The 24,580-nt window shown below is 50.6% G+C and carries 19 protein-coding genes and 1 pseudogene; 12 read left to right on the forward strand and 8 right to left on the reverse strand.

Features of this window, described 5'->3' with window-relative positions; all coding sequences use genetic code 11:
- Positions 1–48 precede the first annotated feature (48 nt).
- Entirely contained in the window at positions 49–579 is a 531-nt protein-coding gene (gene mobB / locus UC15_RS15515) for a molybdopterin-guanine dinucleotide biosynthesis protein MobB (protein ID WP_112289279.1), read from the reverse strand.
- Entirely contained in the window at positions 576–1,163 is a 588-nt protein-coding gene (gene mobA / locus UC15_RS15520) for a molybdenum cofactor guanylyltransferase MobA (protein WP_112289280.1), read from the reverse strand. The genes mobB and mobA overlap by 4 nt, the downstream gene beginning before the upstream one ends.
- 152 nt (positions 1,164–1,315) lie before the next feature.
- Here mobA and UC15_RS15525 point away from each other — a divergent pair, with 152 nt between their 5' ends.
- The 4 genes from UC15_RS15525 to polA all read left to right on the forward strand — a co-directional run bounded on the left by UC15_RS15525 (position 1,316) and on the right by polA (position 6,526).
- Positions 1,316–1,585, forward strand: a complete 270-nt coding sequence (locus UC15_RS15525; protein WP_112289281.1) for a YihD family protein — start codon at positions 1,316–1,318, stop codon at positions 1,583–1,585.
- Positions 1,586–1,677: 92 nt separating this feature from the next.
- Positions 1,678–2,664, forward strand: a complete 987-nt coding sequence (locus UC15_RS15530) for a serine/threonine protein kinase (RefSeq protein ID WP_112289282.1) — start codon at positions 1,678–1,680, stop codon at positions 2,662–2,664.
- 46 nt (positions 2,665–2,710) lie between these two features.
- Positions 2,711–3,334 carry a thiol:disulfide interchange protein DsbA gene (dsbA, locus tag UC15_RS15535; RefSeq protein WP_112289283.1) on the forward strand — a complete coding sequence of 208 codons (624 nt, stop codon included), beginning with the start codon at positions 2,711–2,713 and terminating at the stop codon, positions 3,332–3,334.
- Positions 3,335–3,721: 387 nt separating this feature from the next.
- A complete protein-coding gene (polA, locus tag UC15_RS15540; RefSeq protein WP_112289284.1) occupies positions 3,722–6,526 on the forward strand; it encodes a DNA polymerase I in 2,805 nt (934 codons plus the stop codon).
- Between the two features lie 382 nt (positions 6,527–6,908).
- On the opposite strand, the gene yihA is transcribed toward polA, so the two are convergent.
- The gene (gene yihA, locus UC15_RS15545; RefSeq protein WP_112289285.1) at positions 6,909–7,559 is read right to left on the reverse strand and encodes a ribosome biogenesis GTP-binding protein YihA/YsxC; all 651 of its coding nucleotides are present in this window, start codon (positions 7,557–7,559) and stop codon (positions 6,909–6,911) included.
- A gap of 579 nt (positions 7,560–8,138) precedes the next feature.
- Between yihA and yihI the strand changes: the two genes are divergently transcribed.
- Positions 8,139–8,690 (forward strand): Der GTPase-activating protein YihI, encoded by a 552-nt coding sequence (yihI, locus tag UC15_RS15550; RefSeq protein ID WP_112289286.1) that lies wholly within the window; start codon positions 8,139–8,141, stop codon positions 8,688–8,690.
- A gap of 187 nt (positions 8,691–8,877) precedes the next feature.
- The gene (gene hemN, locus UC15_RS15560) at positions 8,878–10,251 is read left to right on the forward strand and encodes an oxygen-independent coproporphyrinogen III oxidase (protein WP_112289288.1); all 1,374 of its coding nucleotides are present in this window, start codon (positions 8,878–8,880) and stop codon (positions 10,249–10,251) included.
- 77 nt (positions 10,252–10,328) lie between these two features.
- Here the strand turns inward: hemN and glnG are convergent, their stop codons facing one another.
- From glnG to glnA, 3 genes are all read right to left on the reverse strand, one after another.
- Complete coding sequence (gene glnG, locus UC15_RS15565) at positions 10,329–11,741, reverse strand: nitrogen regulation protein NR(I) (protein WP_095924078.1); 1,413 nt, start codon at positions 11,739–11,741, stop codon at positions 10,329–10,331.
- 7 nt (positions 11,742–11,748) lie between these two features.
- Positions 11,749–12,798 carry a nitrogen regulation protein NR(II) gene (gene glnL / locus UC15_RS15570; protein WP_112289289.1) on the reverse strand — a complete coding sequence of 350 codons (1,050 nt, stop codon included), beginning with the start codon at positions 12,796–12,798 and terminating at the stop codon, positions 11,749–11,751.
- Between the two features lie 267 nt (positions 12,799–13,065).
- Positions 13,066–14,475: a glutamate--ammonia ligase gene (glnA, locus tag UC15_RS15575; RefSeq protein WP_013577652.1), complete on the reverse strand. Its 1,410-nt coding sequence runs from the start codon at positions 14,473–14,475 to the stop codon at positions 13,066–13,068.
- A 457-nt stretch (positions 14,476–14,932) separates the two neighbouring features.
- Between glnA and typA the strand changes: the two genes are divergently transcribed.
- The 5 genes from typA (at position 14,933) to fabY (ending at position 19,810) form a co-directional block, all read left to right on the forward strand.
- On the forward strand, positions 14,933–16,756 hold the full coding sequence (gene typA, locus UC15_RS15580; RefSeq protein WP_112289290.1) for a ribosome-dependent GTPase TypA: 1,824 nt from the start codon (positions 14,933–14,935) through the stop codon (positions 16,754–16,756).
- A gap of 163 nt (positions 16,757–16,919) precedes the next feature.
- Positions 16,920–17,507, forward strand: a complete 588-nt coding sequence (yihX, locus tag UC15_RS15585) for a glucose-1-phosphatase (RefSeq protein ID WP_112289291.1) — start codon at positions 16,920–16,922, stop codon at positions 17,505–17,507.
- 11 nt (positions 17,508–17,518) lie between these two features.
- Positions 17,519–18,388 (forward strand): virulence factor BrkB family protein, encoded by an 870-nt coding sequence (locus tag UC15_RS15590; protein ID WP_112289292.1) that lies wholly within the window; start codon positions 17,519–17,521, stop codon positions 18,386–18,388.
- A gap of 18 nt (positions 18,389–18,406) precedes the next feature.
- The gene (dtd, locus tag UC15_RS15595) at positions 18,407–18,844 is read left to right on the forward strand and encodes a D-aminoacyl-tRNA deacylase (protein ID WP_112289293.1); all 438 of its coding nucleotides are present in this window, start codon (positions 18,407–18,409) and stop codon (positions 18,842–18,844) included.
- A gap of 33 nt (positions 18,845–18,877) precedes the next feature.
- Positions 18,878–19,810 (forward strand): fatty acid biosynthesis protein FabY, encoded by a 933-nt coding sequence (gene fabY / locus UC15_RS15600; protein ID WP_112289294.1) that lies wholly within the window; start codon positions 18,878–18,880, stop codon positions 19,808–19,810.
- 69 nt (positions 19,811–19,879) lie between these two features.
- Here the strand turns inward: fabY and UC15_RS15605 are convergent, their stop codons facing one another.
- Both UC15_RS15605 and UC15_RS15610 read right to left on the reverse strand, forming a co-directional pair.
- Positions 19,880–21,574, reverse strand: a complete 1,695-nt coding sequence (locus UC15_RS15605; protein WP_112289295.1) for an AsmA family protein — start codon at positions 21,572–21,574, stop codon at positions 19,880–19,882.
- Positions 21,575–21,728: 154 nt separating this feature from the next.
- Positions 21,729–23,119 (reverse strand): annotated as a pseudogene (locus UC15_RS15610) (NCS2 family protein).
- Positions 23,120–23,359: 240 nt separating this feature from the next.
- Between UC15_RS15610 and gltS the strand changes: the two are divergent.
- Complete coding sequence (gene gltS, locus UC15_RS15615) at positions 23,360–24,571, forward strand: sodium/glutamate symporter (protein ID WP_112289296.1); 1,212 nt, start codon at positions 23,360–23,362, stop codon at positions 24,569–24,571.
- Positions 24,572–24,580: the final 9 nt, after the last annotated feature.

Raw genomic sequence — 24,580 nt, forward strand, 5'->3', positions numbered from 1 at the left:
GGGCTTTTTGCTATGTGAGATTTAGGAAAATAAAAGAGGGTAGAACCTCTAGTTTTGCTGACTTTCCAGCCACTGAACAACAAATCCCCCCACTTTATCTACCTCATTTATATTCAGGATGTTGATCACCTGCCTAACAGGCGTGAACAGATCATTAGTTGCGACTGCAACAACGTGAATATCAATCAGACTCTCCAGTGACTTTCCCGTTTCCTTCCTGTGCAGCACGATTTTATCGATATCTTCATGTTTAAATCCCTCAACCAAAATCATATCAAGATTACTACTGTCGAAACGCGTTGCCAGATACTCAAGACTGAAGTCGTCATGCCCGGGTGTTTCAGTCATCAGCGCCCACCGGCTATTGCTGGCAACCATTGTCTGGTCTGCGCCAGCTTTGCGTAGCTCGAAACTGTCTTTACCCGGCGTATCTACATCTACATCATGATGGGTATGCTTTATCAGACCGGTCCGGATACCACGCTGACGAAGCCAGGGGATGAGCTGTTTCAGCAGTGTTGTTTTTCCTGTACCGCTATAAGCGACGATCCCAAGTAATGGGATTGGTTGGTTTATCATCTTGAATGATCCTGGTTGCGGATTTTCCAAAGCGCCACATCTTCAGGCGTATTAAGATTGAAAAACGCAGCAGACTCACTGAACAGCACCGAGTTTGCTCCGATATTATCAAGGAAAATCATGAGCTTCCTGTCGCCGTTTTCAAGATACGACGTCAGTGCCGGGATCAGACTCCGGTTTAACAGGCAAAGCGTTGGATGCTCACGCTCCGGATCACGCACATAAGCTGCTTTCTGCCCTGATAGCCCGGCAAATAATCTTTCACTAAGGTCGATGGGAAAATCTGGCACGTCGCAGGGAACGAAGAGTATCCATTCGGTTTTACTCACTGATAACGCAGCAAGCATACCGGCGAGTGGCCCCGATAAATCCTGTTTGAGGTCCGGGACGGTCTGGTTATTTCTGCCATAGCGTTCAGAATTCCTATTACAGCTGATCAGAATTTCTCCGACTTGGGGATGTAATCTTTGGGTGATATGTTCAAATAAAGGCTGACCATTAATATCAATCAGCCCTTTATCTTCGCCCATCCTGCTCGACCGACCGCCTGCTAAAATAACGCCAGTGATGTTACTGCGATCCATAATATCCGCCTTTCAGAACCTCATTATTGCCGTCATTGTAACGCCTTAATTTATACCGGGCAGGTTAAACTTTTTTACAGTGAGCTTGTACTTTCCCTAACGAAATAACCCTGTTATTTTTAAGGTCTGAAAACAAGTGGAGAAGGATTATCATGAAAGAACATCGCGTAAACGAGCTGATCGAACTGCTGCATCCGGCATGGAAAGAGGATTGCGATCTGAACCTGATGGAGTTCATCCAGAAGCTGGCCACAGAATGTGGATACCAGGGGACATTAGGCGAACTCAGTGATGACACATTGATTTATCACCTGAAAATGCGTGGTACTGACAGCACGACTGAAATCCCGGGTTTAAAGAAAGACTATGAGGATGACTTTAAAACTGCACTTTTACGTGCCCGTGGCGTAATTAAGGATTGATGTAAACTTATGTGAACTTCATGCGAACCGCCAAAAATAGATGATACTATTTCCCATTGTCATTTTTCTGTGCGGCCAATCCGAATGAAGTTATGAACAATTCAGCTTTTAATTTTCAGGCATTGTCGCCGGATCTTATCCTTGATGCGTTAGAGAGTGTCGGTCTTATTGCTGAGTCCGGCCTCACTGCATTAAACAGTTATGAAAACCGCGTTTACCAGTTTCTTGGTGAAGACAGAAAACGCTATGTGGTGAAGTTTTACCGTCCTGAGCGATGGACCGAAGAACAAATCCACGAAGAGCATCTGTTTTCGCTTGATATGGCTGATGCTGAAATTCCTGCTGTTGCCCCTCTTTCTATCAACGAAAACACACTGCACCACTACCAGGGATATATGTTTACCGTATTTCCCAGCGTGGGTGGTCGTCAGTATGAAATCGATAATCTCGACCAGCTGGAGTGGGTAGGACGTTTTCTTGGGCGCATTCATCAGGTGGGCAATGAAAGCCTGTTTACCGCACGGCCAACTATCGGACTTGATGAGTATCTCGTCCGGCCGCGCGAAGTTCTCGCGCAATGTCCGCTGATCCCCAAGAGTTTGCGTGAACCCTTCTTATCCGCAACAGACCAGCTGATTCGCACTACGGGCGATTATTGGCATACTGACTGGCAACCTCTACGCTTACATGGCGATTGCCACCCGGGGAATATTCTCTGGCGTGACGGGCCATTGTTTGTCGATATGGATGATGCCCGTAATGGTCCGGCAATTCAGGATCTCTGGATGCTGTTGCATGGGGATCAAAGTGAGCAAAGGCTCCAGTTAGATATCTTGCTGGAAGCTTACGGAGAGTTTGCTGATTTAGATACGCGCGAACTCTCTTTGATTGAACCGCTGCGGGCTATGCGTATGGTTTATTATCTGGCCTGGGTTGCCCGTCGCTGGGAGGATCCTGCATTTCCTAAGAGTTTCCCCTGGATGCAGGATGAAGATTTCTGGCGTAGTCAGATAGCGGCGTTTACTGAGCAAGTTAAGAAATTACAGGCACCTCCTTTACAGCTGATGCCAATGTATTAAGTCATGATTAATGTTTGAAGTTTAATTAAATGGAGATAGGCTTTATATGAAAAAGATATTCCTGGCACTAGTTGGTATGGTTATGGCCTTCAGTGTGTCTGCCGCGCAGTTTTCTGATGGCGCACAGTACGTTACTTTAGATAAAACCGTTGCTAATGAGCCACAGGTACTCGAGTTCTTCTCATTTTATTGCCCGCACTGCTACCAGTTTGAACAAGTCTGGCATGTCTCTGATAACATCCGCAAGAACCTGCCTAAAGATGTTAAATATGCCAAATATCACGTCGAATTCCTGGGGCCATTGGGTAAACAATTAACTCAAGCCTGGGCTGTTGCGATTGCCCTGGGTGTGGAAGACAAAGTGAGTCCGCTGATGTTTGATGCTGTGCAGAAACAGCAATCCATTCAGAATGCTGATGATATCCGTAAAGTCTTTATTCAGGCGGGTGTGAAAGGCGAGGATTACGATGCTGCACTTAACAGCTTTGTTGTGAAATCTCTGGTTGTTCAACAGGAGAAAGCCGCTGCTGACCTGGGTCTGCAAGGCGTTCCTTCCGTATTTGTGAACGGCAAATATATGGTTAAAAATGACGGACTTGATACCAGCTCAATGGATATGTACGTCAAACAATATTCTGATGTGATCAACTTCTTAGCGACCAAAAAATAAGAATTTCTGATCTCAGCGCCAGCTTTCGGGCTGGCGTTATATTTTCGAAGAAATGAGAAAAAGGAAATGTTTGCAGGCGTAAATATAAAAAATATCCCGCAGAAAGTTTCCCGGTAAATATTACTATCCACAATAGCTATTAAGCTTCTATTACATCAATATTCATTAAGCAATCCTATAACCTGATGAAACACGTAGCTAAAATCCTGATGTGTTTTCGGATTAACCATCCGAATTAATTTCCTCTTAAAACTATTCACAAAGTTATCCACAGGATGATCCTTCGAGATCCCCCGCAACTTCGTAATGAATTTCCTTCTCAAGGTTCGTCTTTCCCGCTGGCTATGGCATCCTTAGAGCATGTCTGATCACGAATAAAGAAGAGTTATGGCCCAGATAGCAGAAAACCCATTAATCCTGGTGGACGGTTCGTCCTACCTTTATCGCGCTTATCATGCGTTCCCTCCGCTGACCAACTCTGCGGGTGAACCGACCGGCGCGATGTACGGTGTGCTGAATATGTTGCGCAGTCTTTTGCTGCAATACACACCAAGCCATGTTGCGGTGGTTTTTGACGCGAAAGGCAAAACCTTCCGTGATGAGCTTTTCGAACAATATAAATCCCATCGTCCTCCGATGCCGGATGATCTGCGTTCTCAAATTGAGCCGCTTCATCAAATGGTGAAAGCGATGGGGTTGCCATTACTGGTGGTTTCCGGCGTAGAGGCGGACGACGTGATCGGTACGCTGGCACTTGAAGCCGAACAGGCCGGTCATGCGGTTCTGATCAGCACCGGCGATAAAGATATGGCTCAGCTGGTGACGCCGGGTGTCACTTTGATCAACACCATGAATAATGCGATTCTGGGGCCAGATGAAGTTGTCGAGAAATACGGTGTGCCGCCTGAACTGATCATCGATTTCCTCGCCCTGATGGGTGACTCCTCGGACAACATTCCGGGCGTACCGGGCGTTGGTGAGAAAACGGCACAGGCACTGTTACAAGGCATTGGTGGCCTTGATACGTTATATGCCGATCTGGATAAAGTATCGACACTCAGTTTCCGTGGTTCAAAAACCATGGCGGCAAAACTGGCAGATAATAAAGAAGTTGCCTACCTCTCTTATCAGCTGGCGACCATTAAAACTGACGTTAAGCTGGATCTCACTTGTGCTGAGCTGACGGTTTCAGAACCCGATGCCGATGAACTTCACAAGTTATTTGGCCGCTATGAATTCAAGCGCTGGCTGGCAGATGTTGAATCCGGCACCTGGCTGAGCGCCAAAAAATCGGCAGGTAAAGCGTCGGCAGCAGCGAAGAAAGGTGCTCCGGCAGAAGAAACGACGTCAGTATCTGCTGTTGAACCAAACCAGCTCTCGCAGGAGGGATATGTCACCATTCTGGATCAGGCGACTCTTGATGATTGGATCGGTTATCTAAAAGCATCGAATGTTTTCGCTTTCGATACCGAAACGGATGGTCTGGATACCCTGACTGCCAATCTGATCGGCTTATCTTTCGCCACAGAAGCGGGTAAAGCGGCTTATCTTCCTGTGGCACATGACTATCTGGATGCACCGGCGCAGCTGGACCGCGATGATGTGCTGAAACAACTCAAGCCGTTACTCGAAGATGAAAAGCAGCTGAAAGTCGGGCAGAACCTCAAATTCGACCGCGGTGTTTTACTGCGTTATGACATCGAACTGAAAGGTATCGCCTTCGACACCATGCTTGAATCCTACGTGCTCGATAGCGTATCTGGCCGCCATGACATGGACAGTTTGGCAGACCGCTATCTCGGCCATAAAACCGTGGGCTTTGAAGAGATTGCGGGTAAAGGTAAGAACCAGCTAACCTTCAACCAGATAGCCCTTGAGCAGGCAGCGCCTTACGCGGCAGAAGATGCTGATGTCACATTGCAATTGCATCAGGCACTCTGGCCACGCATTCAGGAAAGCGAATCCCTGACCAAAGTGTTCACGGATATTGAAATGCCGCTGGTTCCTGTTCTTTCCCATATCGAGCGTACCGGGGTTCTGATTGATCAGAACATCCTCGCGGCTCACTCGAAAGAGCTGGCAATTCGACTGAATGAGCTGGAAAACAAAGCGCATGAACTGGCTGAAGAGCCTTTCAACCTCTCTTCGACCAAACAGTTGCAGGCTATTTTGTATGAAAAACAAAAACTGCCAATCCTGAAGAAAACTCCGGGTGGTGCGCCATCAACTAACGAAGAAGTTCTGGCTGAACTGGCGCTGGATTATCCGTTGCCGAAAGTGATTCTGGAATATCGTGGTCTGGCAAAACTGAAATCGACTTACACCGATAAACTGCCATTGATGATCAACCCGCAGTCTGGCCGCGTTCATACGTCCTACCATCAGGCCGTGACCGCGACGGGGCGTCTGTCTTCCAGCGATCCCAACCTGCAAAACATTCCGGTGCGTAATGATGAAGGGCGCCGTATTCGTCAGGCGTTTATTGCGCCAAAAGATTACATCATTCTGGCGGCCGACTATTCGCAGATTGAACTGCGCATCATGGCGCATTTATCGAAAGATGAAGGCTTGCTGAAAGCCTTTGCTGAAGGCCAGGATATTCACCGCGCGACCGCCGCAGAAGTTTTCGGCACACCGCTGGAGAAAGTATCTGGTGAACAGCGTCGCAGCGCTAAAGCGATTAACTTTGGTCTGATTTACGGCATGAGCGCCTTTGGCTTATCGCGTCAGCTCAATATTCCACGCAAAGAATCCCAGCGTTATATGGATTTGTACTTCGAGCGTTATCCGGGCGTGCTGGAATATATGGAACGTACCCGCACTCAGGCTTCTGAGCAGGGTTACGTTGAAACGCTCGATGGTCGCCGTCTGTATCTGCCGGACATCAAATCCAGCAACGCGATGCGCCGTAAAGGTGCCGAGCGTGCCGCGATCAACGCCCCGATGCAGGGTACTGCGGCTGACATTATCAAACGCGCCATGATCAGCGTCGATGCCTGGCTGAAACAGTCAGATGCTCCGCGTGCCCGCATTATCATGCAGGTACACGATGAACTGGTGTTTGAAGTGCATAAAGATGATGTTGCTGCAGCGAGTGAAAAAATTCGCAGCCTGATGGAAGCCAGTATGACATTGGCGGTTCCGTTGAAAGTGGACGTCGGTACTGGCGAGAATTGGGATCAGGCTCACTAAGTGGATAGTAATTAAGCTTTTTTTGTAATTAAGCTACATGATTATGTGCTCAGACCATGAAGGTGATCGCATAATCCACGATTTTTGTGTAAGTAAACTACAAAAAGTTCTTTTTCCCCGTCATGAAATAGGGTAAAGTTTCTCTCGTAGGGTACAGAGGTAAGATGTTCTATCTTTCAGACCTTTTACTTCACGTAATCGGATTTGGCTGAATATTTTAGCCGCCCCAGGCATTTATGTCTGGGGCGTTTTTTATTGGAGTTTTCACAGGTTTACGCCTGTTTTCTGACTACAGTGATAAAATCCCGCCCATAAAAAAGGGCAGCCTCTTGGCTACCCTGATATGTTCTTTACTTACAGACTTCTTCTTTTAAGCCGGGATTTACTCGCCTTCGTCAAAAAGCTCTTCTTCCAGCACTTCCGGTGGGATTTCGCTGAACCAGGTGTTCAGTTTGTCACTCAGTTTATCAACGCCCATTTTCTTCGGGGAAGAGAAGGCTTCCACCTGAATATCGCCCATGAATTCTTTCACGGCTTCGCGGACCATTTTGATCTGCGCCTGACGCGCGCCGGATGCCAGTTTGTCGGCTTTCGTCAGCAGCAACATCACCGGCGTACCCACATCGACAGCCCACTGAATCATCTGCTGATCGAGATCTTTCAGCGGATGACGGATATCCATCAACACCACCAGACCTTTCAGCGAGTTGCGCATTTGCAGATATTCGCCCAGCGCGCGCTGCCATTTACGCTTCATTTCTTCCGGTACTTCCGCGTAGCCATAACCCGGCAAGTCGACCAGACGGATGCCCGGCTTCACTTCAAACAGGTTGATGAGCTGAGTACGGCCAGGCGTTTTACTGGTACGTGCGAGGCTTTTCTGCTGCGTCAGAGTATTCAGTGCGCTGGATTTGCCGGCGTTTGAACGACCAGCAAATGCGACTTCAATGCCTGCGTCAGATGGCAAATGCCGGATATCCGGGGCGCTCATGACGAAATGGGTCATATGATAGTTGTAAGTTTGGCTGGTCAAAGCGTGCGTCTCCGTGAGGCATGAGTATCTGGCTGGCGATTATAACTGCAACAGAGCCGAGATGCGTTCGTGTTTTTAAAATCCGAATGATGAGGCGAAGGGACCACAGAGATGAAGGCGGGGGAAATTGCCTTCATGATGTAAGACATTTGCTATTCATGATGCGGGTTATTTCGCTTGTTTTGTCGCCGAAACTTTTAATATTATGCAATTTCAATAAGATAAAATTTAGATCGTTATGAAACCGACAAGACGGCTGGCGGGTATCTTGAGCCTTTGTGCCAGTCGGGTAAAGTATTTCTTACGCGGTGAAGGCGAGAACGGAAACAAGGACGATTATTGCATTCAGGGATCACGGGAAATGCATCGCGATTTAAGGACAAACGGAGCCGGAGGCTCTGAAAGGCAAAGGAAAAACCGGGACGTTGACGCTATACAGGGAAAGTGTTTGAGGAATATCCTTCTTCTGAAGGAAAGAAAAAGGCAGCAAGGTTAACTTGCTGCCTTTTTTCTTTGTCCGCTTTCTGCTAGATTCCGCCGCAAATCTATACTAAATGTACACACCTAAGAGCAGATGCCATGAAACAGCCAGCGAAAGCCCCGCGCGCCAATACCGCGACAGCTAAAACGAAGAAGAAAAGTCGTGTAGAGCTTGATATCGAAGCGCGCGAACGCAAGCGTGACAATAAGCGTCGTGGCCATAAAGCAGGCTCACGCGCAAATCCGGACGCAGCCCAGAATCAAAGCGGCGCAGGCGCTAAAAAAACCGATCCGCGTATCGGCAGTAAAAAAGCGGTGCCATTGATCGTGGAAACCGTCACCAACAATGCAGCGAAAGCGAAGAAAGCCGCTCAGCCGAAGCCAGAGGCAAAACCTAAAATGTCTCCGCAAGAAGAACTGACATTACTGGAAAACGATGAGCGTCTGGATTCATTGCTTGATCTTATCGACGACGGCAAAGCGCTGAGTGCAGAAGATCAGGCTTATGTTGACCAGACTCTGGATCGTATTGATGTTCTGATGGAAATTCTCGGTATCGAACTCGGCGACGATGAAGATGACGAAGAAGAAGAGAAGAACGAAGATATGATGCAGTTGCTCAAACGCGGGAATCCAAAAGAAGGTTTCTAAGCGATGCGCTGGGTCATTCCGGCAATAGCCTTACTCTTTGCATGTTATCTCCTTTGGTTATTCGGTAAACTACGACGGTTATCGAAAACCAAAGCACGTTTGCGCAGAGCGACCTTTGTAAGGCAGGCTAAAAGCCTGCCTGTAAGGGAAACCGGCAGCATCCGACGCCGGAAGGAGTAAGTCACCCATGTCAGAACAGACAACCGTCTGGGATTTAGCGCTGATCCAGAAGTACAACTATTCAGGTCCGCGATACACATCCTATCCAACAGCACTCGAATTCAGCGAAAGCTACGACGATGCGGCTTTTAAACAAGCGGCTGTCCGTTACCCTGAGCGTTCCCTTTCTCTGTATGTGCATATCCCTTTCTGCCATAAGCTCTGCTATTTCTGTGGCTGCAATAAACTGGTAACCCGTCAGCAGCATAAAGCCGAAGAATATCTCAACGTACTTGAGAAAGAGATAAGTCACCGTGCACCGCTCTTTAAGGGCCGTCAGGTCAGTCAGTTGCATTGGGGCGGTGGGACTCCGACTTACCTCGATAAAGCGCAGATAAGCCGTCTGATGGGCCTTCTGCGGGCACACTTTGATATTCTCCCTGATGCAGAAATGTCACTGGAAGTGGATCCCCGCGAAATCGAGCTGAATGTGCTCGACCATCTGCGCAGCGAAGGCTTTAATCGTCTGAGCATGGGCGTGCAGGATTTCAATAAAGAAGTGCAGCGTCTGGTGAATCGCGAGCAGGATGAAGATTTTATCTTTGCGCTGATTGAACGCGCCAGAGCGCTGGGTTTCAATTCCACCAACATCGACCTGATTTACGGTCTGCCGAAGCAAACGGCGGAAAGTTTTGCGTATACGCTGCAACGCGTGGCAGAGCTGAACCCGGATCGCCTGAGCGTGTTCAATTACGCCCACATGCCAAAACTGTTTGCCGCTCAGCGCAAAATCAAAGACGCTGATTTGCCGGGCGCAGAAGAGAAATTGAAAATTCTGCAGGAAACCATTGCCTCGCTGACCGCCTCCGGCTACCGCTTTATCGGCATGGATCACTTTGCGCGTCCTGATGACGAACTGGCGATTGCCCAACGTGAAGGCAAGCTGCACCGTAATTTCCAGGGATATACCACGCAGGGCGACAGTGATTTACTGGGAATGGGCGTGTCAGCCATCAGCATGCTGGGCGATACCTACGCGCAGAACGAGAAAGACCTCAAAACGTATTACGCCAGAGTAGAAGAGCGGGGGAATGCGTTATGGCGCGGTCTGGAAATGACGGATGATGATTGCCTGCGTCGCGATGTCATTAAATCGCTGATCTGCCATTTCGAGCTGAGCTTTGCGGATATCGAAGAGCGATATGGCATCCGTTTTACCGACTATTTTTCCGATGATCTGGCGCTGCTGAAACCGCTGGTTGAAGACGGGCTGGTTGAGGTGAGCGAGACGCATATTCAGGTAACGCCGCGCGGGCGTTTGCTTATCCGCAACATCTGCATGTGCTTTGATATTTATCTGCGCCGTCAGGTACGTCAGCAGCAATTCTCCCGCGTGATCTGATTTCTTTGCTATCAACAAAAACAGCCGCATAAGCGGCTGTTTTGCTTTCTGGCACAAGGCTTTTATTTCAGGCCCGGTTATTCCATACCCAGTTCTTTCAGCTTGCGGGTCAACGTATTGCGTCCCCAGCCCAGTAAGCGTGCGGCTTCCTGTTTATGTCCCTGCGTGTGACGCAATGCCGTGGTCAGCAAAGTGCGCTCCATTTCAGGCTGCGCTTCTGATAACAGGTTTTGATGACCGGAACGCAGGGCGCGATCGGCCCATTGTGCCAGCAGCGTCGCCCAGCTGTCCGGTAAGCTCTGACCGCCGGTTTCCGGGGCAGACGTTTCAAACAGTTCGCTCGGTAAATCCTGAATCAGGACTTCCTGACCCGCAGCCATCACCGTTAACCAGCGACAGGTGTTTTCCAGCTGGCGCACGTTGCCCTGCCACGGCAGACGCGTCAGCGCGGTTTCCGTTTCCGGATGCAGGTTCTTCGCTTCCACGCCCAGTTCTTTCGCCGCCACTTGCAGGAAATAACGCGCCAGACGCGGAATATCTTCGCGACGTTCGCGCAGCGGTGGCAGATGGACACGGATAACGTTCAGGCGGTGGAATAAATCCTCGCGGAATTTTCCTTCCTGAACCCGTAATTCCAGATTCTGGTGAGTCGCAGCGATAATACGCACATCCACTTTCACCGGCGCATAGCCGCCCACACGATAGAACTGACCATCAGCCAGCACGCGCAGAAGACGGGTTTGCACATCGAGGGGCATATCACCGATTTCATCAAGGAACAGCGTGCCGTTGTCGGCCTGCTCAAAACGTCCCTGACGGATGGTGTTAGCGCCAGTAAACGCCCCTTTCTCATGGCCGAATAGTTCGGATTCGATCAGGTCTTTCGGGATTGCCGCCATGTTCAGTGCGATAAAAGGCGCTTTGGCGCGCGGGCTGTGACGGTGTAAAGCATGAGCCACCAGCTCTTTACCGGTACCGGATTCCCCGTTAATCAGCACGCTGATTGAAGAGCGGGACAAACGGCCGATGATGCGAAAGACGTCCTGCATGGCTGGCGCTTCGCCGATAATATCCGCCGTCGGGCCACTTGCAGGTTGGCTGCGAGCCGGTTGCTGTTGCTCCTGATAATGGCTGATAGCGCGTTCAACCAGCGCCACTGCTTCGTCAATGTCGAAAGGTTTTGGCAGATAATCAAATGCGCCTTGCTGATAGGCGCTGACCGCCGCATCCAGATCGGAGTGCGCTGTCATTATGATGACCGGAAGCATCGGGTGGCGCTGTTTAATCTGCTTTAACAGCGCTAAACCGTCCATCCCCGGCATACGGATATCTGATAACAAAACGTCAGGGGTTTGAGTCGCAATGGCATCAAGCACTTCATTGCCGCTGTCAAACGTGGTGCAGGTCAAACCGGCTCCAGTGAGCGCACGTTCAAGTACCCAGCGGATGGAGCTATCGTCATCGACGATCCAGACTATCCCTCGTTGCATAAGAACCTCACTGGCGAATAGGCAGGAAAACCGAGAATTCGGTATGTCCTGGCCAACTGTTAAATTCAACTTTACCCGAATGCTGGTCAATCAAACTGCGTGCGATAGAGAGGCCCAGTCCAGTGCCCCCTTCGCGGCCACTGACCATGGGGTAAAAAAGAGTGTCCTGCAAATGTGCCGGTACGCCGGGGCCGTCATCTTCAATATCGATGCGTGCCGCCAGACGATAACGCACGCCGTGTAACGTAATCTGGAAAGCTGTCCGCGTACGCAGTGTTATTGTGCCGCCTTCCTCCCCCAGCGCCTGCAAGGCATTGCGGGTAATATTCAATAAAATCTGTTCTATCTGATCAGGGTCGTGTGCCAGTTCCGGCAGGCTCGGATCATAGTCCCGTACCAGCTGAACGTTATCGGGTTTTTCCATCGACACCAGCTGACAAACGCGCTCCGCAACCTGATGAATACTTTGTGTCACATGCTGGCTCGGACGTTGCGGACCCAGCAATCTGTCGACCAGATTACGCAGACGGTCGGCTTGCTCAATAATGACTTTGGTGTACTCAAGCAAAGCCGGATCGGGCAGCGCTCTGGATAACAACTGTGCCGCACCACGCAAACCGCCAAGCGGATTTTTAATTTCATGCGCGAGACCGCGGATCAAATCTCGGGCTGCAACCTGTTGAGCATGCTGCAATTGTTCCTGACTCAAACGTCGCTGATTATCCATCGGCGCCAGTTCGACCAGAATAAAACCTTCCGGCAGCATCTGTGCGGTCAGTGACAACACATGCGCGCGGCCATCGACGACTAAAGTCACTTCGCTGTCTGTAAAGCCCTGTCCGGCCGTCAGACTTTCACGCATTAACTCGATGTTCAGCGAAAAATATCCCACCAGCTCTGGCAACGGGGTGCCAAAAAGTTTGCGGGAACTTTGCGCCAGTAATTGCTGAGCCGCCGGGTTGGCGTAATGCACAGCCAAATCGTCGTCCAACAGCAGAACGCTGTTGATTAAAGAATTCAGGATCTGCCCAGCATCGGGCAGCTTGCCAGTTGCCATACCGCAGTCTCCCGCACCTGATGGGTGCAATTTGTCTCGCTACCCGGCCAAAACACGGGTCAGAGGGGTTAAGCAGGAAAGAGTGTGGAGAAAAAAGCCCATCCGGAGATGGGCTGAAAGTTTCCACGGCAACAAATAAAATCGTCTTACTTGATTTTGACGCTGAAGGCTTTCTTACCGCCAGGCCTCCAGTCGGGTATTTCTCTCAGCGCCGGTCAGAGGACGGGCGCTGAGTTCAGCAGCTAATTCGAGAATTAAACGCTGTCTTTAGACGCTGTAGTACAGCTCGAACTCAACCGGATGCGGAGTCATACGCACGCGATCCATTTCTTCTTTACGCAGACCGATGTAAGCATCGATAGCGTCGTCAGTGAACACGCCGCCACGGGTCAGGAACTCGCGGTCTTCGTTCAGTGCGTTCAGCGCTTCTTCCAGTGAACCTGCAACTTTTGGAATTTCTGCTTCTTCTTCCGGTGGCAGGTCATACAGGTTTTTGTCCATCGCATCGCCAGGGTGGATCTTGTTGATGATACCGTCCAGGCCAGCCATCATCAGTGCAGCAAACGCCAGGTATGGGTTAGCCGCTGGATCAGGGAAGCGTGCTTCGATACGCATCGCTTTAGGCGTTGATACGTGTGGAATACGGATGGATGCAGAACGGTTACGCGCAGAGTAAGCCAGCATCACTGGCGCTTCGTAGCCCGGGACCAAACGCTTGTAGGAGTTGGTAGTCGGGTTAGCGTAGGCGTTGATCGCTTTAGCGTGCTTGATGATACCGCCGATATAGAACAGTGCCATTTCAGACAGGCCGCCGTATTTGTCGCCAGCGAACAGGTTGTTACCGTTCTTGGACAGAGACATGTGGCAGTGCATACCGGAACCGTTATCGCCAAACATTGGTTTTGGCATGAAGGTCGCAGTTTTGCCAAATGCGTGAGCCACGTTGTGAACCACGTATTTGTAGATTTGGATTTCGTCCGCTTTTTTGGTCAGGGTATTGAAGCGGGTTGCCACTTCGTTCTGACCCGCGGTTGCCACTTCGTGGTGGTGAGCTTCAACAACCAGACCCATTTCTTCCATGGTCAGACACATGGTAGAACGCAGATCCTGGGAGGAGTCGACCGGAGGAACCGGGAAGTAACCGCCTTTAACTGCAGGACGGTGGCCTTTGTTGCCGCCTTCATATTTGGTGCTGGAGTTCCATGCGCCTTCGATATCATCGATAGCCACGTGAGAACCGGAGATGCTGCTGCCGAAGCGCACATCATCAAACAGGAAGAATTCTGGCTCTGGCCCGAACAGAACGGTGTCCGCGATACCGGAAGAGCGCAGGAAGTCTTCTGCACGTTTTGCGGTAGAACGTGGGTCGCGGTCATAACCTTGCAGCGTAGTTGGCTCAAGGATGTCGCAACGAATGATCAGCGTGGTTTCTTCGTAGAACGGGTCAAGAACAGCAGTGCTCGCATCTGGCATCAAAACCATGTCAGATTCGTTAATGCCTTTCCAGCCACCGATTGAAGAGCCATCAAACATTTTGCCTTCTTCGAAGAAGTCAGCGCTAACCTGGTGTGCAGGAATGGTGACGTGCTGTTCTTTGCCTTTGGTATCTGTGAAACGTAAATCTACGAATTTCACTTCATGCTCATTCAGCATCGTCAAAACGTGTTCAGCGGACATACTAGTTCTCCCGAATTTCTCATTATCGTCGTGGAACGAATAACCATTTTTGGTCTTTAGTTGGAAATAACAGCTTTACTTGAACTGGCGTGTGGACTGAACAGCGCTATTATTTGACTGGTCAGACGCGTCACCCTGTAAAAACTTTTTTTTACCCTAAAAACTATTAGCGAAAAGTGTGCCAACTTTGAGAAAATGCAAACAACGCCATTTTACAGGGCTCTTGCACTCGATAAGTATGCACCATAACGGAATTTCTGCACTATAATGGTGCTATCTCTGAGATGCATGGCACCAAAACGGTGCGTCATAATGGTTCAGTGATCTTTTTGCACCGTGAAAGGGATCACAAAGTAACCATCCACAAGTTGTTTCATCAAGATCCTTGTGATCTTGTTTAGAACCTCGCTTAATACGTGTACAATAGCGCGCTATTTCTAATGCCTGAGGCAAAGCTGTGATCGAAAATTTGCGTAACATCGCCATTATTGCCCACGTTGACCATGGTAAAACCACCCTGGTCGACAAGCTGCTACAACAATCCGGTACTTTCGGAGAGCGTGTAGAAGCCACTGAACGCGTAATGGACTCCAACGATTTGGAGAAAGAGCGTGGGATTACCATCCTCGCAAAAAACACCGCCATTAATTGGAAAGACTACCGCATCAACATCGTGGATACCCCAGGACACGCCGACTTCGGCGGTGAGGTAGAGCGTGTGATGTCAATGGTCGACTCGGTGCTGCTGGTTGTGGATGCAATGGATGGCCCTATGCCGCAAACCCGTTTCGTGACCAAAAAAGCATTCGCTAATGGTCTGAAACCGATCGTGGTAATCAACAAGGTTGACCGCCCTGGCGCGCGTCCTGACTGGGTTGTTGATCAGGTCTTCGACCTGTTCGTAAACCTGGACGCAACCGACGAACAACTCGATTTCCCAATCATCTATGCATCAGCATTGATGGGTATCGCGGGTAACGACCATAACGATATGGCCGAAGATATGACCCCGTTGTACCAGGCGATCGTTGACCACGTATCTCCGCCACAAGTTGAGATGGATGCACCTTTCCAGATGCAAATCTCTCAGCTGGACTACAACAACTATGTTGGCGTCATCGGCATCGGCCGCATCAAACGCGGTACCGTTAAGCCTAACCAGCAAATCACTGTCATCGACAGCGAAGGCAAAACCCGTAACGGTAAAGTCGGTAAAGTTCTGACCCACATGGGTCTTGAGCGTATCGAAGCCACCGTTGCTGAAGCGGGCGACATCATCGCAATCACCGGCCTGGGCGAACTGAACATCTCCGACACAATCTGTGATCCGGCGAATGTTGAAGCTCTGCCAGCGCTGAGCGTTGATGAACCAACAGTAACCATGTACTTCAACGTAAACACCTCTCCGTTCTGTGGTAAAGAAGGTAAGTATGTGACTTCACGTCAGATCCTTGACCGTCTGAACAAAGAACTGGTGCATAACGTTGCATTGCGTGTTGAAGAAACTGAAGATGCTGATGCATTCCGCGTTTCAGGCCGTGGTGAACTTCACCTGTCGGTTCTGATCGAAAACATGCGTCGTGAAGGTTTCGAGCTGGCGGTTTCCCGTCCTAAAGTAATCAACCGTAAAATCGATGGCCGCATGCAAGAGCCATTCGAGAACGTGACACTGGATATCGAAGAGCAACACCAGGGTTCTGTAATGCAGGCCATGGGTGAGCGTAAAGGCGATGTCAAAGACATGATCCCAGACGGCAAAGGTCGTATCCGTCTTGATTACCTGATCCCTGCACGTGGCCTGATCGGCTTCCGTACAGAATTCATGACCATGACTTCTGGTACCGGTCTGCTGTACTCCACGTTCAGCCACTACGATGACGTTCGTCCGGGCGAAATCGGCCAGCGTCAGAACGGCGTGCTGATCTCCAACGGTCAGGGTAAAGCAGTTGCATTCGCACTGTTCAGCCTGCAAGACCGCGGTAAATTGTTCCTGGGCCACGGCGCAGAAGTGTATGAAGGCCAGATCATCGGTATTCACTCACGTTCTAACGACCTGACCGTGAACTGCCTGACCGGTAAGAAACTGACCAACATGCGTGCGTCCGGTACTGACGAAGCAACGACTCTGGTTCCTGCTATCAAAATGTCTCTGGAGCAAGCTCTGGAATTCATCGATGATGACGAACTGGTCGAAGTGACTCCTCAGTCTGTACGTATTCGTAAACGTCACCTGACCGAGAACGATCGTAAACGTGCAATGCGTGGTCCTAAAGAAGGTTAATCTTCTTTAACGCGTGCCGTTACACAGAAACAGGGTGCCTTTGGGTACCCTGTTTTTTTTTGTCTTTTTTCTAACGCTGAGCTCAACAGCGCAACTCTGTCACTGTTCAGGTGTACGTTTTACCGCTAAAGTTAAAAGTCATCTTTGAAATCAGGAGCGTGCAATGCTGTACATTTTTGATATGGGAAACGTCATTATTGATATTGATTTCAAACGTGTCCTTGGCGTGTGGAGCCATCTCAGCGGAACGCCACTGGCTACGCTGACCGAGCGCTTCAAAATGGGCGAGGTGTTCCAGCAGCACGAGCGGGGTGAAATCAGCGATGAGCAGTTCGCCGCCGATTTGTGTGATGAAATGGGCATTGCGCTCAGTTTTGAGCAGTTCAGTGCGGGCTGGCACGCCGTTTTCGTCGGTTTACGTCCTGAAGTCATCACGTTATTCCAAAAGCTGCGCGAAGAAGGTCATCGCGTTGTCGTGCTGTCGAATACTAACCGCCTACACCTGGATTTCTGGCCGCAGCACTATCCGGAAATCGAAGCCAATACCGATGCGATGTATCTTTCGCAAAATCTGGGTATGCGCAAACCTGAACCGGAAATTTTCCAGCATGTGCTGGAGAAAGAAGGATTCACCGCCGATCAGGCCGTGTTCTTTGATGATGTTGCTGAAAACATCGAGGCTGCCCGCGCGGCAGGCATTGAAGCTGTGTGGGTGGAAGATAACCAGACGGTACCGAAATACTTTTCCTGAAGGATGTAAGGATGCACAAAAGGGCATTGAGCCACTACCCAAAATCATTATGGAAATTCACAGTCCTGCTCTTAAAGCGCTCAGATAAGGATGGCCTGACGCTTCTGGCGGGCCATTTAGCCTATGTTTCTTTGCTTTCTCTGGTTCCGCTGATTGCCGTGGTATTTTCGCTGTTCGCATTATTTCCGGTCTTTTCGGATATCAGTGCACAGCTTAAAACCTTCATTTTTTCTAACTTCATGCCGGCCACGGGCAATACCATTCAGCGTTATCTCGAACAGTTTGTTGCCAACTCCAGCAAAATGACGGCGGTGGGTACCTGCGGATTAATTGTCACCGCATTACTGCTGATCGCTTCAGTGGACAGCGTGCTGAATAAAATCTGGGACAGCAAAACCAAGCGTCCGATTGTGTTCTCATTTGCGGTCTACTGGATGGTATTAACGCTCGGGCCCATTCTTCTGGTGGCCAGCGTGGCGGTCAGCTCTTATTTACTCTCCCTGAACTGGCTTAACCTCAGCGGCGTGCATTCCCTCATCGACCATGCGCTGCGGATCCTGCCGTTACTGATTTCCTGGGTGACGTTCTGGCTCTTATATCAGGTCGTGCCAACGGTGAGAGTTCCGGCAAAGGATGCGCTGGTTGGCGCCCTGGTTTCCGGTGCCTTATTTGAGCTGAGTAAAAAAATCTTCACCTTGTATATTCAGCTTTTCCCATCGTATCAGTTGATTTACGGTGTACTGGCTGTGATCCCCATTTTATTTCTCTGGGTCTATGTCAGCTGGTGTATCGTGCTTCTTGGCGCAGAAATTACCGTGACGCTTGGCGAGTTCCGTTCTGTGAGAAAATTGCAGTCTGCTCAATACAAAGCAGAAGAATAATCAGTTCGAAGGATTTGTATGATTGCGTTAATTCAGCGGGTATTGAATGCCAGCGTGACTATCGATGGCGACGTTTGCGGCCAGATAGGGCCGGGATTACTGGTTTTGCTGGGTGTTGAACAGGGCGATGACGAACAAAAAGCTAAACGCCTTTGCGAACGGGTGATCGGGTACCGAATTTTCGGTGACGAAAATGACAAAATGAATCTTAACGTACAGCAGGCGGGCGGTAGCCTGCTGGTAGTGTCGCAGTTCACACTGGCGGCTGACACACAAAAAGGCATGCGTCCGGGGTTTTCACGCGGTGCTGAACCACAGGAAGCCGACCGGTTGTATCAGTATTTTTGCGGGCAGTGTCGTGAGAAAGGCATTGTGACCGAAACCGGGCGTTTCGCTGCGGATATGAAAGTGGCACTGGTGAACGACGGGCCGGTGACCTTCTGGCTACAAGTCTGATCGATAAGGCATAACGCCGGAGAGAACGCATCTATGTATCACCTTAGAGTACCGACGACCGAAAAAGAGCTGGCCGCCTATTACCGATTCCGCTGGGAAATGCTGCGCAAACCACTGCGTCAGCCTGAAGGTTCCGAACGTGATGCCTACGATTCCATTGCGCATCATCAGATGGTCGTGGATGAAAGCGGCGAGCCGGTTGCTGTTGGCCGTTTATACATTAATGCCGATAACGAAGCCTCAATCCGCTTCCTGGCCGTTGACCCGAATGTACAGGACAAAGGGTTAGGAACACTAGTGGCGATGACCCTGGAGTCTGTGGCGCGTCAGGAAGGGGTAAAGCGCGTAGTCTGTAGCGCCCGCGAAGACGCAGTGGATTTTTTTGCCAAACTGGGCTTTGTGAATCAGGGGGAAATTACCACCCCGCAAACTACACCGGTTCGTCACTTCCTGATGATTAAACCGATCGAAACGCTGGATGATATTCTTCATCGCCCCGACTGGTGCGGACAACTGCAACAAGCCTGGTACGACCATATCCCGCTGAGTGAGAAAATGGGTGTGCGGATCAGCCAGTATACCGGACAGCGTTTTGTCACCACGATGCCGGAAACCGGCAATCAGAATCCGCACCATACGTTATTTGCGGGAAGTCTGTTCTCGCTGGCAACGCTGACAGGCTGGGGTTTGATCTGGCTGCTGCTGCGTGAACGGCATCTGGGCGGCACCATTGTGCTGGCGGATGCCCATATCCGTTACAGTTCGCCGGTGACCGGCAGGCCGCGTGCGGTGGCGGATTTAGGCTCTGTCAGCGGCGACCTTGATCGTCTGGCTCGCGGGCGTAAGGCGCGCGTGCAACTCGAAGTGAATTTATACGGCGATGAGGTAGACGGCGCAGTGTTTGAAGGTACCTATCTGGTGCTTCCGGCTGCACCCGGCGCACCGCTCGAACCCGAAATTAACTGATTTGCTTTAGCCCAAACAAAAGGCACCGCGATTGCGGTGCCTTTTTGCGTTATAGCCAGACGAACTGATTTATGGCGCAACGGGGGATGGCGCACCGGAAACCAATCCGTTCACCATCCTCTGGTCAATGGTCTCGCTGCCGTTTATCTGCAATGTGCCGTTCAGCGTCGGTTTGTAATCGACATTTGCCGGCATTTGCCCTTGCAGATTGAGCTGCATATTGACGTTACCTTCCAGGGGCACATGTGGCCACCCCCAGTTTTCCAGCTGATTTGCCGGTACGGAGCGACCGGTCATCTTCAATGAGAAATGACGTTGCGGCTGCTGGTCAACGGTCGCACTGGCTTCCAGCAAACCTTCTTTAGTAAAGGCGCTCAGTTCGGAAATATTCACCTGACTGTCGTTCGCATTCAGGGTTATTGAAGGACGACGCACGTCATTACGATTAAATGTGGCTTCGCTGGCATTCAGATTTAACGTACCGCTCCAGATCCCCCATTGATGATTACGTGCCAGCAACAGATTATTGCCCAGACCATCAAGCGCGGTCAGCTGGAAAGGGAACTGCGGGTTGATATCAATAATCAGGTTTCGGTTGGCAATAAACCGGCTGACAAAGACTTCAGAAAGCGAATCCGGCAACGCCTGATTCCAGAGCTGTTTCCAGTTTTCCGGCAATGTATATTCCAGGCCAGCGACGGAAACTTCATCAAGTTGCAGTCGTTTGTTGGCGCGCAACCAGTTCCCTGTGGTACGGAGCAAGCTGCGCTCCCAGCGCGCCGTCGCCTGTTTGATGGCAATGCCCTGCGGTGAAAGGTCGAGACTGATAATAGGATCCTGGATATGCAGATTGCCATCAATCATATCGGTTGCATTCAGGGTGATTTCCCCGTCATCACTTTGCCAGTCGCCTTTTTCCAGGGTCAGATCCTGCACAGACAAATCAACGTCGCTGAATGCCCAGTCTGTTCCCTGCAAGCGGGCGTCGATCAGGTCAAGGCGCTGGATAGTCACTTTGGGCAATGTCTGGTAATCATCAAAAAAAGCAGCAAGTGATTTAGAGGTTTGCAGGCGTACATTGCTCAGGCGCAGGTTTTCAATGTTCCAGCTACCGTCAGCGGCCTGTGTGGCTTTACCGGTCAGCTGACCGCGCGCCAGATCGCCGCCAAAATTACTCAGCGTCAGATTCTTATTATTGATATTGCCCTGAATCAGCACATTTTCGGCCGGAAGACCGTTGACCGTCAGATTCGCGGCACTCAGCTGGAAATCGGCTTTGTCACCCAGTAGCTGAGCCGGTTTTGGCTGCCACGGCGAAATGCCGGCATTAATCTGCTGTCCCTGAATATCTAATCCGGCGGTATTCCCGGTCAGCGCCATTTTGCTGAGCTGCAGCGTATTGGCCTGCAACGGTAAATTCATTGAGGAAGGGCTGACGCTGAGGCGACCGTTAGCCAGAACGACGCGATCGAAAAAGCGTGGCTCGGTTATCTGTCGCAAGCTTAAATCCAGATCGACTTCGCCAGCGTTCAGGATTTCCGGCTGATTCTTTTGCCCGAAGACGACATTGTTTAACGTCACACGACCCGGAGACGACCAGTTGTGGTCGATTTTCTCTACGGAGACGCGGTACTCGCTGTTATCGCTGATCCAGCGGCTGACCCAGCCAGCCGCCCACCGGGTTTGTAATAGGACGTACACCAGCACGATCGCCAGCACCAGAAGTAAGGCGAACGTCAGCAAAATTTTACCGATAAATCTCATCGTCTGGAGCCCTGTAACGGGAAAGCGGAAAAAAGATTCTTTGTTTATGCCGCAAACAGCGACTTTTCTCAACAGGTTAGCAGAATGGAGACAATAAAAAGCGGCAGGGGTTCCAGACCCGCTGCCGCTGTTGCACGCGGATTACATCCCGTGATTACTTTTCGTGAGGGAAGACCAGATTCAGAACAATCGCAGTAATACCACCAGCAGCAATTCCCGAAGACAGAAGCGTTTTCAGCCAGTCGGGCGCGAATTGCAGGATCAGCGGTTGCTGGGAAACACCCATACCGACGGCCAGTGAAAGCGCCATGATCATAATTGCGCGGCGGTTAAGGCGCTCGCGGGAAACAATACGCACGCCGGAAGCCGCGATCGTACCGAACATCACGATGGTTGCGCCGCCCAGAACCGGTTCAGGAATATGTTGCACAAAACCCGCTACGGCAGGGAACAGCCCAAGGATGATCAGCATCAGAGCGACAACAAAACCGACATAGCGGCTGGCAACACCGGTCAGCTGAATCACGCCGTTGTTCTGCCCGAAGCAGGAGTTCGGAAAGGTGTTAAACACCGCAGACAGCATTGAGTTCAGGCCGTTTGCCAGAACACCGCCTTTGATGCGCTTCATATAAAGCGGGCCGCTGACCGGCTGCTCCGAAACGTCTGAGGTCGCGGTAATATCACCGATAGTTTCCAGCGACGTGACCATGAAAATCAGCATCAACGGGATCAGCAGATTCCAGTCGAAGCCCAGACCGTAGTACAGCGGCGTCGGTAAGGTTATCCAGTTTGTTTGTGCAGCTGGCGCGACGGAGGGCAACATCCCCATCATCCAGGCTGCCAGATAACCCACGGCCATCGCGATCACCAGAGATGCCACGCGCAGATAAGGATTGCGCTGACGGTTCAGCAGAACAATCACCACCAGCACCACGGCGGCCAGCAACAGATTTTTCGCGCGCCGAAAGTGTGATCACTCATGGCGGAGTAACCGCCGCCAATAGACGTCAGTCCGACCTGAATCAGTGAAAGCCCGATAATCATCACCACGATGCCGGAAACCAGCGGCGTAATGATGCGGCGTGCGAGATGCAGGAAACGGGAAAGAATGATTTCAGTACAGGAAGCCAGCATCAGGGTGCCGAACAGCGCCGCCATCATGGTCGGGACATCGGCACCGCCATTTTTCAGCGCCATTCCGCCCATGATAAGCGGTGCCACAAAGTTAAAACTGGTGCCCTGAATGGAGAGTAAACCTGAACCGACAGGCCCCCAGGTTTTAATCTGCAAAATGGAAGCGAGGCCAGAGGCGAACAGCGACATGCTGATGATGTGCTGCGTGTCCTGCGCGGGTAAACCCAGCGCCTGGCAAATCAGCAATGCCGGTGTGATCACCGCAACAAACATCGCCAGCAAATGCTGACAGGCGGCAAATAACGTCTGAGGAAGTGGCGGACGATCTTCGAGGCGGTAAATCAGTTCACTTTTTTGCTGGCGTGAGAGGTCAGATTGCTGTGTTTCTTGTTCTGCGGTTTGCGAACTCATGTTGTGGCATTCCAATAAGCGGCAAAGCGGGCATTTTTATTGAAATCACCGACAAAAGCAATCGTTTGCTATCGGCAATTTTGGGTGGAATGTTTGGGTTAAGGGGAGATTTACGATCTGTTTTTCTTGCTTATCGCAGCTTTAATGACTTCTAATTCAGCCTCTGGGGAAATGATACTTAAATGAGATGTTTATAACTCAATAATATTTTTGGATATTTTTTTAAAATGGAGTTTTTCAATGATTCAACTCGACAACTACGGCACGCTCGTTGCCGCCACGTTGGTACTCCTTTTAGGACGAAAATGCGTCCAGTCGGTCAAATTTCTAAAGAAATACACTATTCCTGAGCCCGTTGCCGGCGGGTTGCTGGTCGCTTTGCTGTTGCTGATCGCCAATCAGATGTTCGGATTGGAAATCGGCTTTGATATGTCCCTTAAAGAGCCCCTGATGCTGGCGTTCTTTGCGACAATTGGTTTGAATGCCAATCTTTCCAGCTTGCGTGCAGGCGGCAAATCTTTATTTCTTCTGGTCTTTGTCGTTATCGGCCTGTTGCTGATGCAAAACGCCATCGGTATCGGGATGGCGAAAATGTTGGGGCTTGATCCGCTGATGGGCTTGCTGGCCGGTTCGATTACACTTTCTGGCGGTCACGGAACAGGTGCGGCGTGGAGCAAGCTGTTTATCGAACGTTATGGCTTTGAAAACGCGATGGAAGTTGCTATGGCCTGCGCGACCTTCGGCCTGGTGTTAGGTGGAATCATCGGCGGGCCGGTGGCGCGTTATCTGGTCAGCCATTCTTCAACACCAAACGGCACACCGGAAGATGCCGCCGATCCCAGCGCATTTGAAAAACCGACCATCGGGCGGATGATCACCCCGCTGGTGATGGTGGAAACGATCGCGCTGATCGCGATATGTCTGATGGCTGGAACTTACTTTGCCAGCCTGCTTCAGGGGTCTGCCTTCGAAATTCCGACATTTGTCTGTGTTCTGTTCGTGGGTGTGATCCTGAGCAACGTCATGGCGTGGCTCGGTTTTTATCGTGTTTTCGACCGGGCCGTTTCAGTACTGGGTAATGTCAGCCTGTCGTTGTTCCTTGCGATGGCACTGATGAGCCTGAAGCTGTGGGAAATGGCGTCACTGGCTTTGCCGATGATGGCAATCCTCATCGTACAGACCATCGCGATGGCGCTTTACGCGATTTTCGTAACGTATCGCGTAATGGGCAAAAACTATGATGCCGCGGTACTGGCTGCCGGACATTGCGGCTTCGGACTGGGTGCAACGCCGACGGCGATTGCAAATATGCAGGCGATCACCAACCAGTTTGGTCCTTCGCATCTGGCCTTCCTGGTTGTGCCGATGGTTGGGGCATTCTTCATTGATATTGCCAATGCGATCGTCATTAAATTGTATCTGATGCTGCCAATATTCCCGGCTTTCAGTTAAAAAAACAGG

Source organism: Rahnella sp. AN3-3W3 (assembly GCF_003263545.1).
GTDB lineage: Bacteria > Pseudomonadota > Gammaproteobacteria > Enterobacterales > Enterobacteriaceae > Rahnella > Rahnella variigena.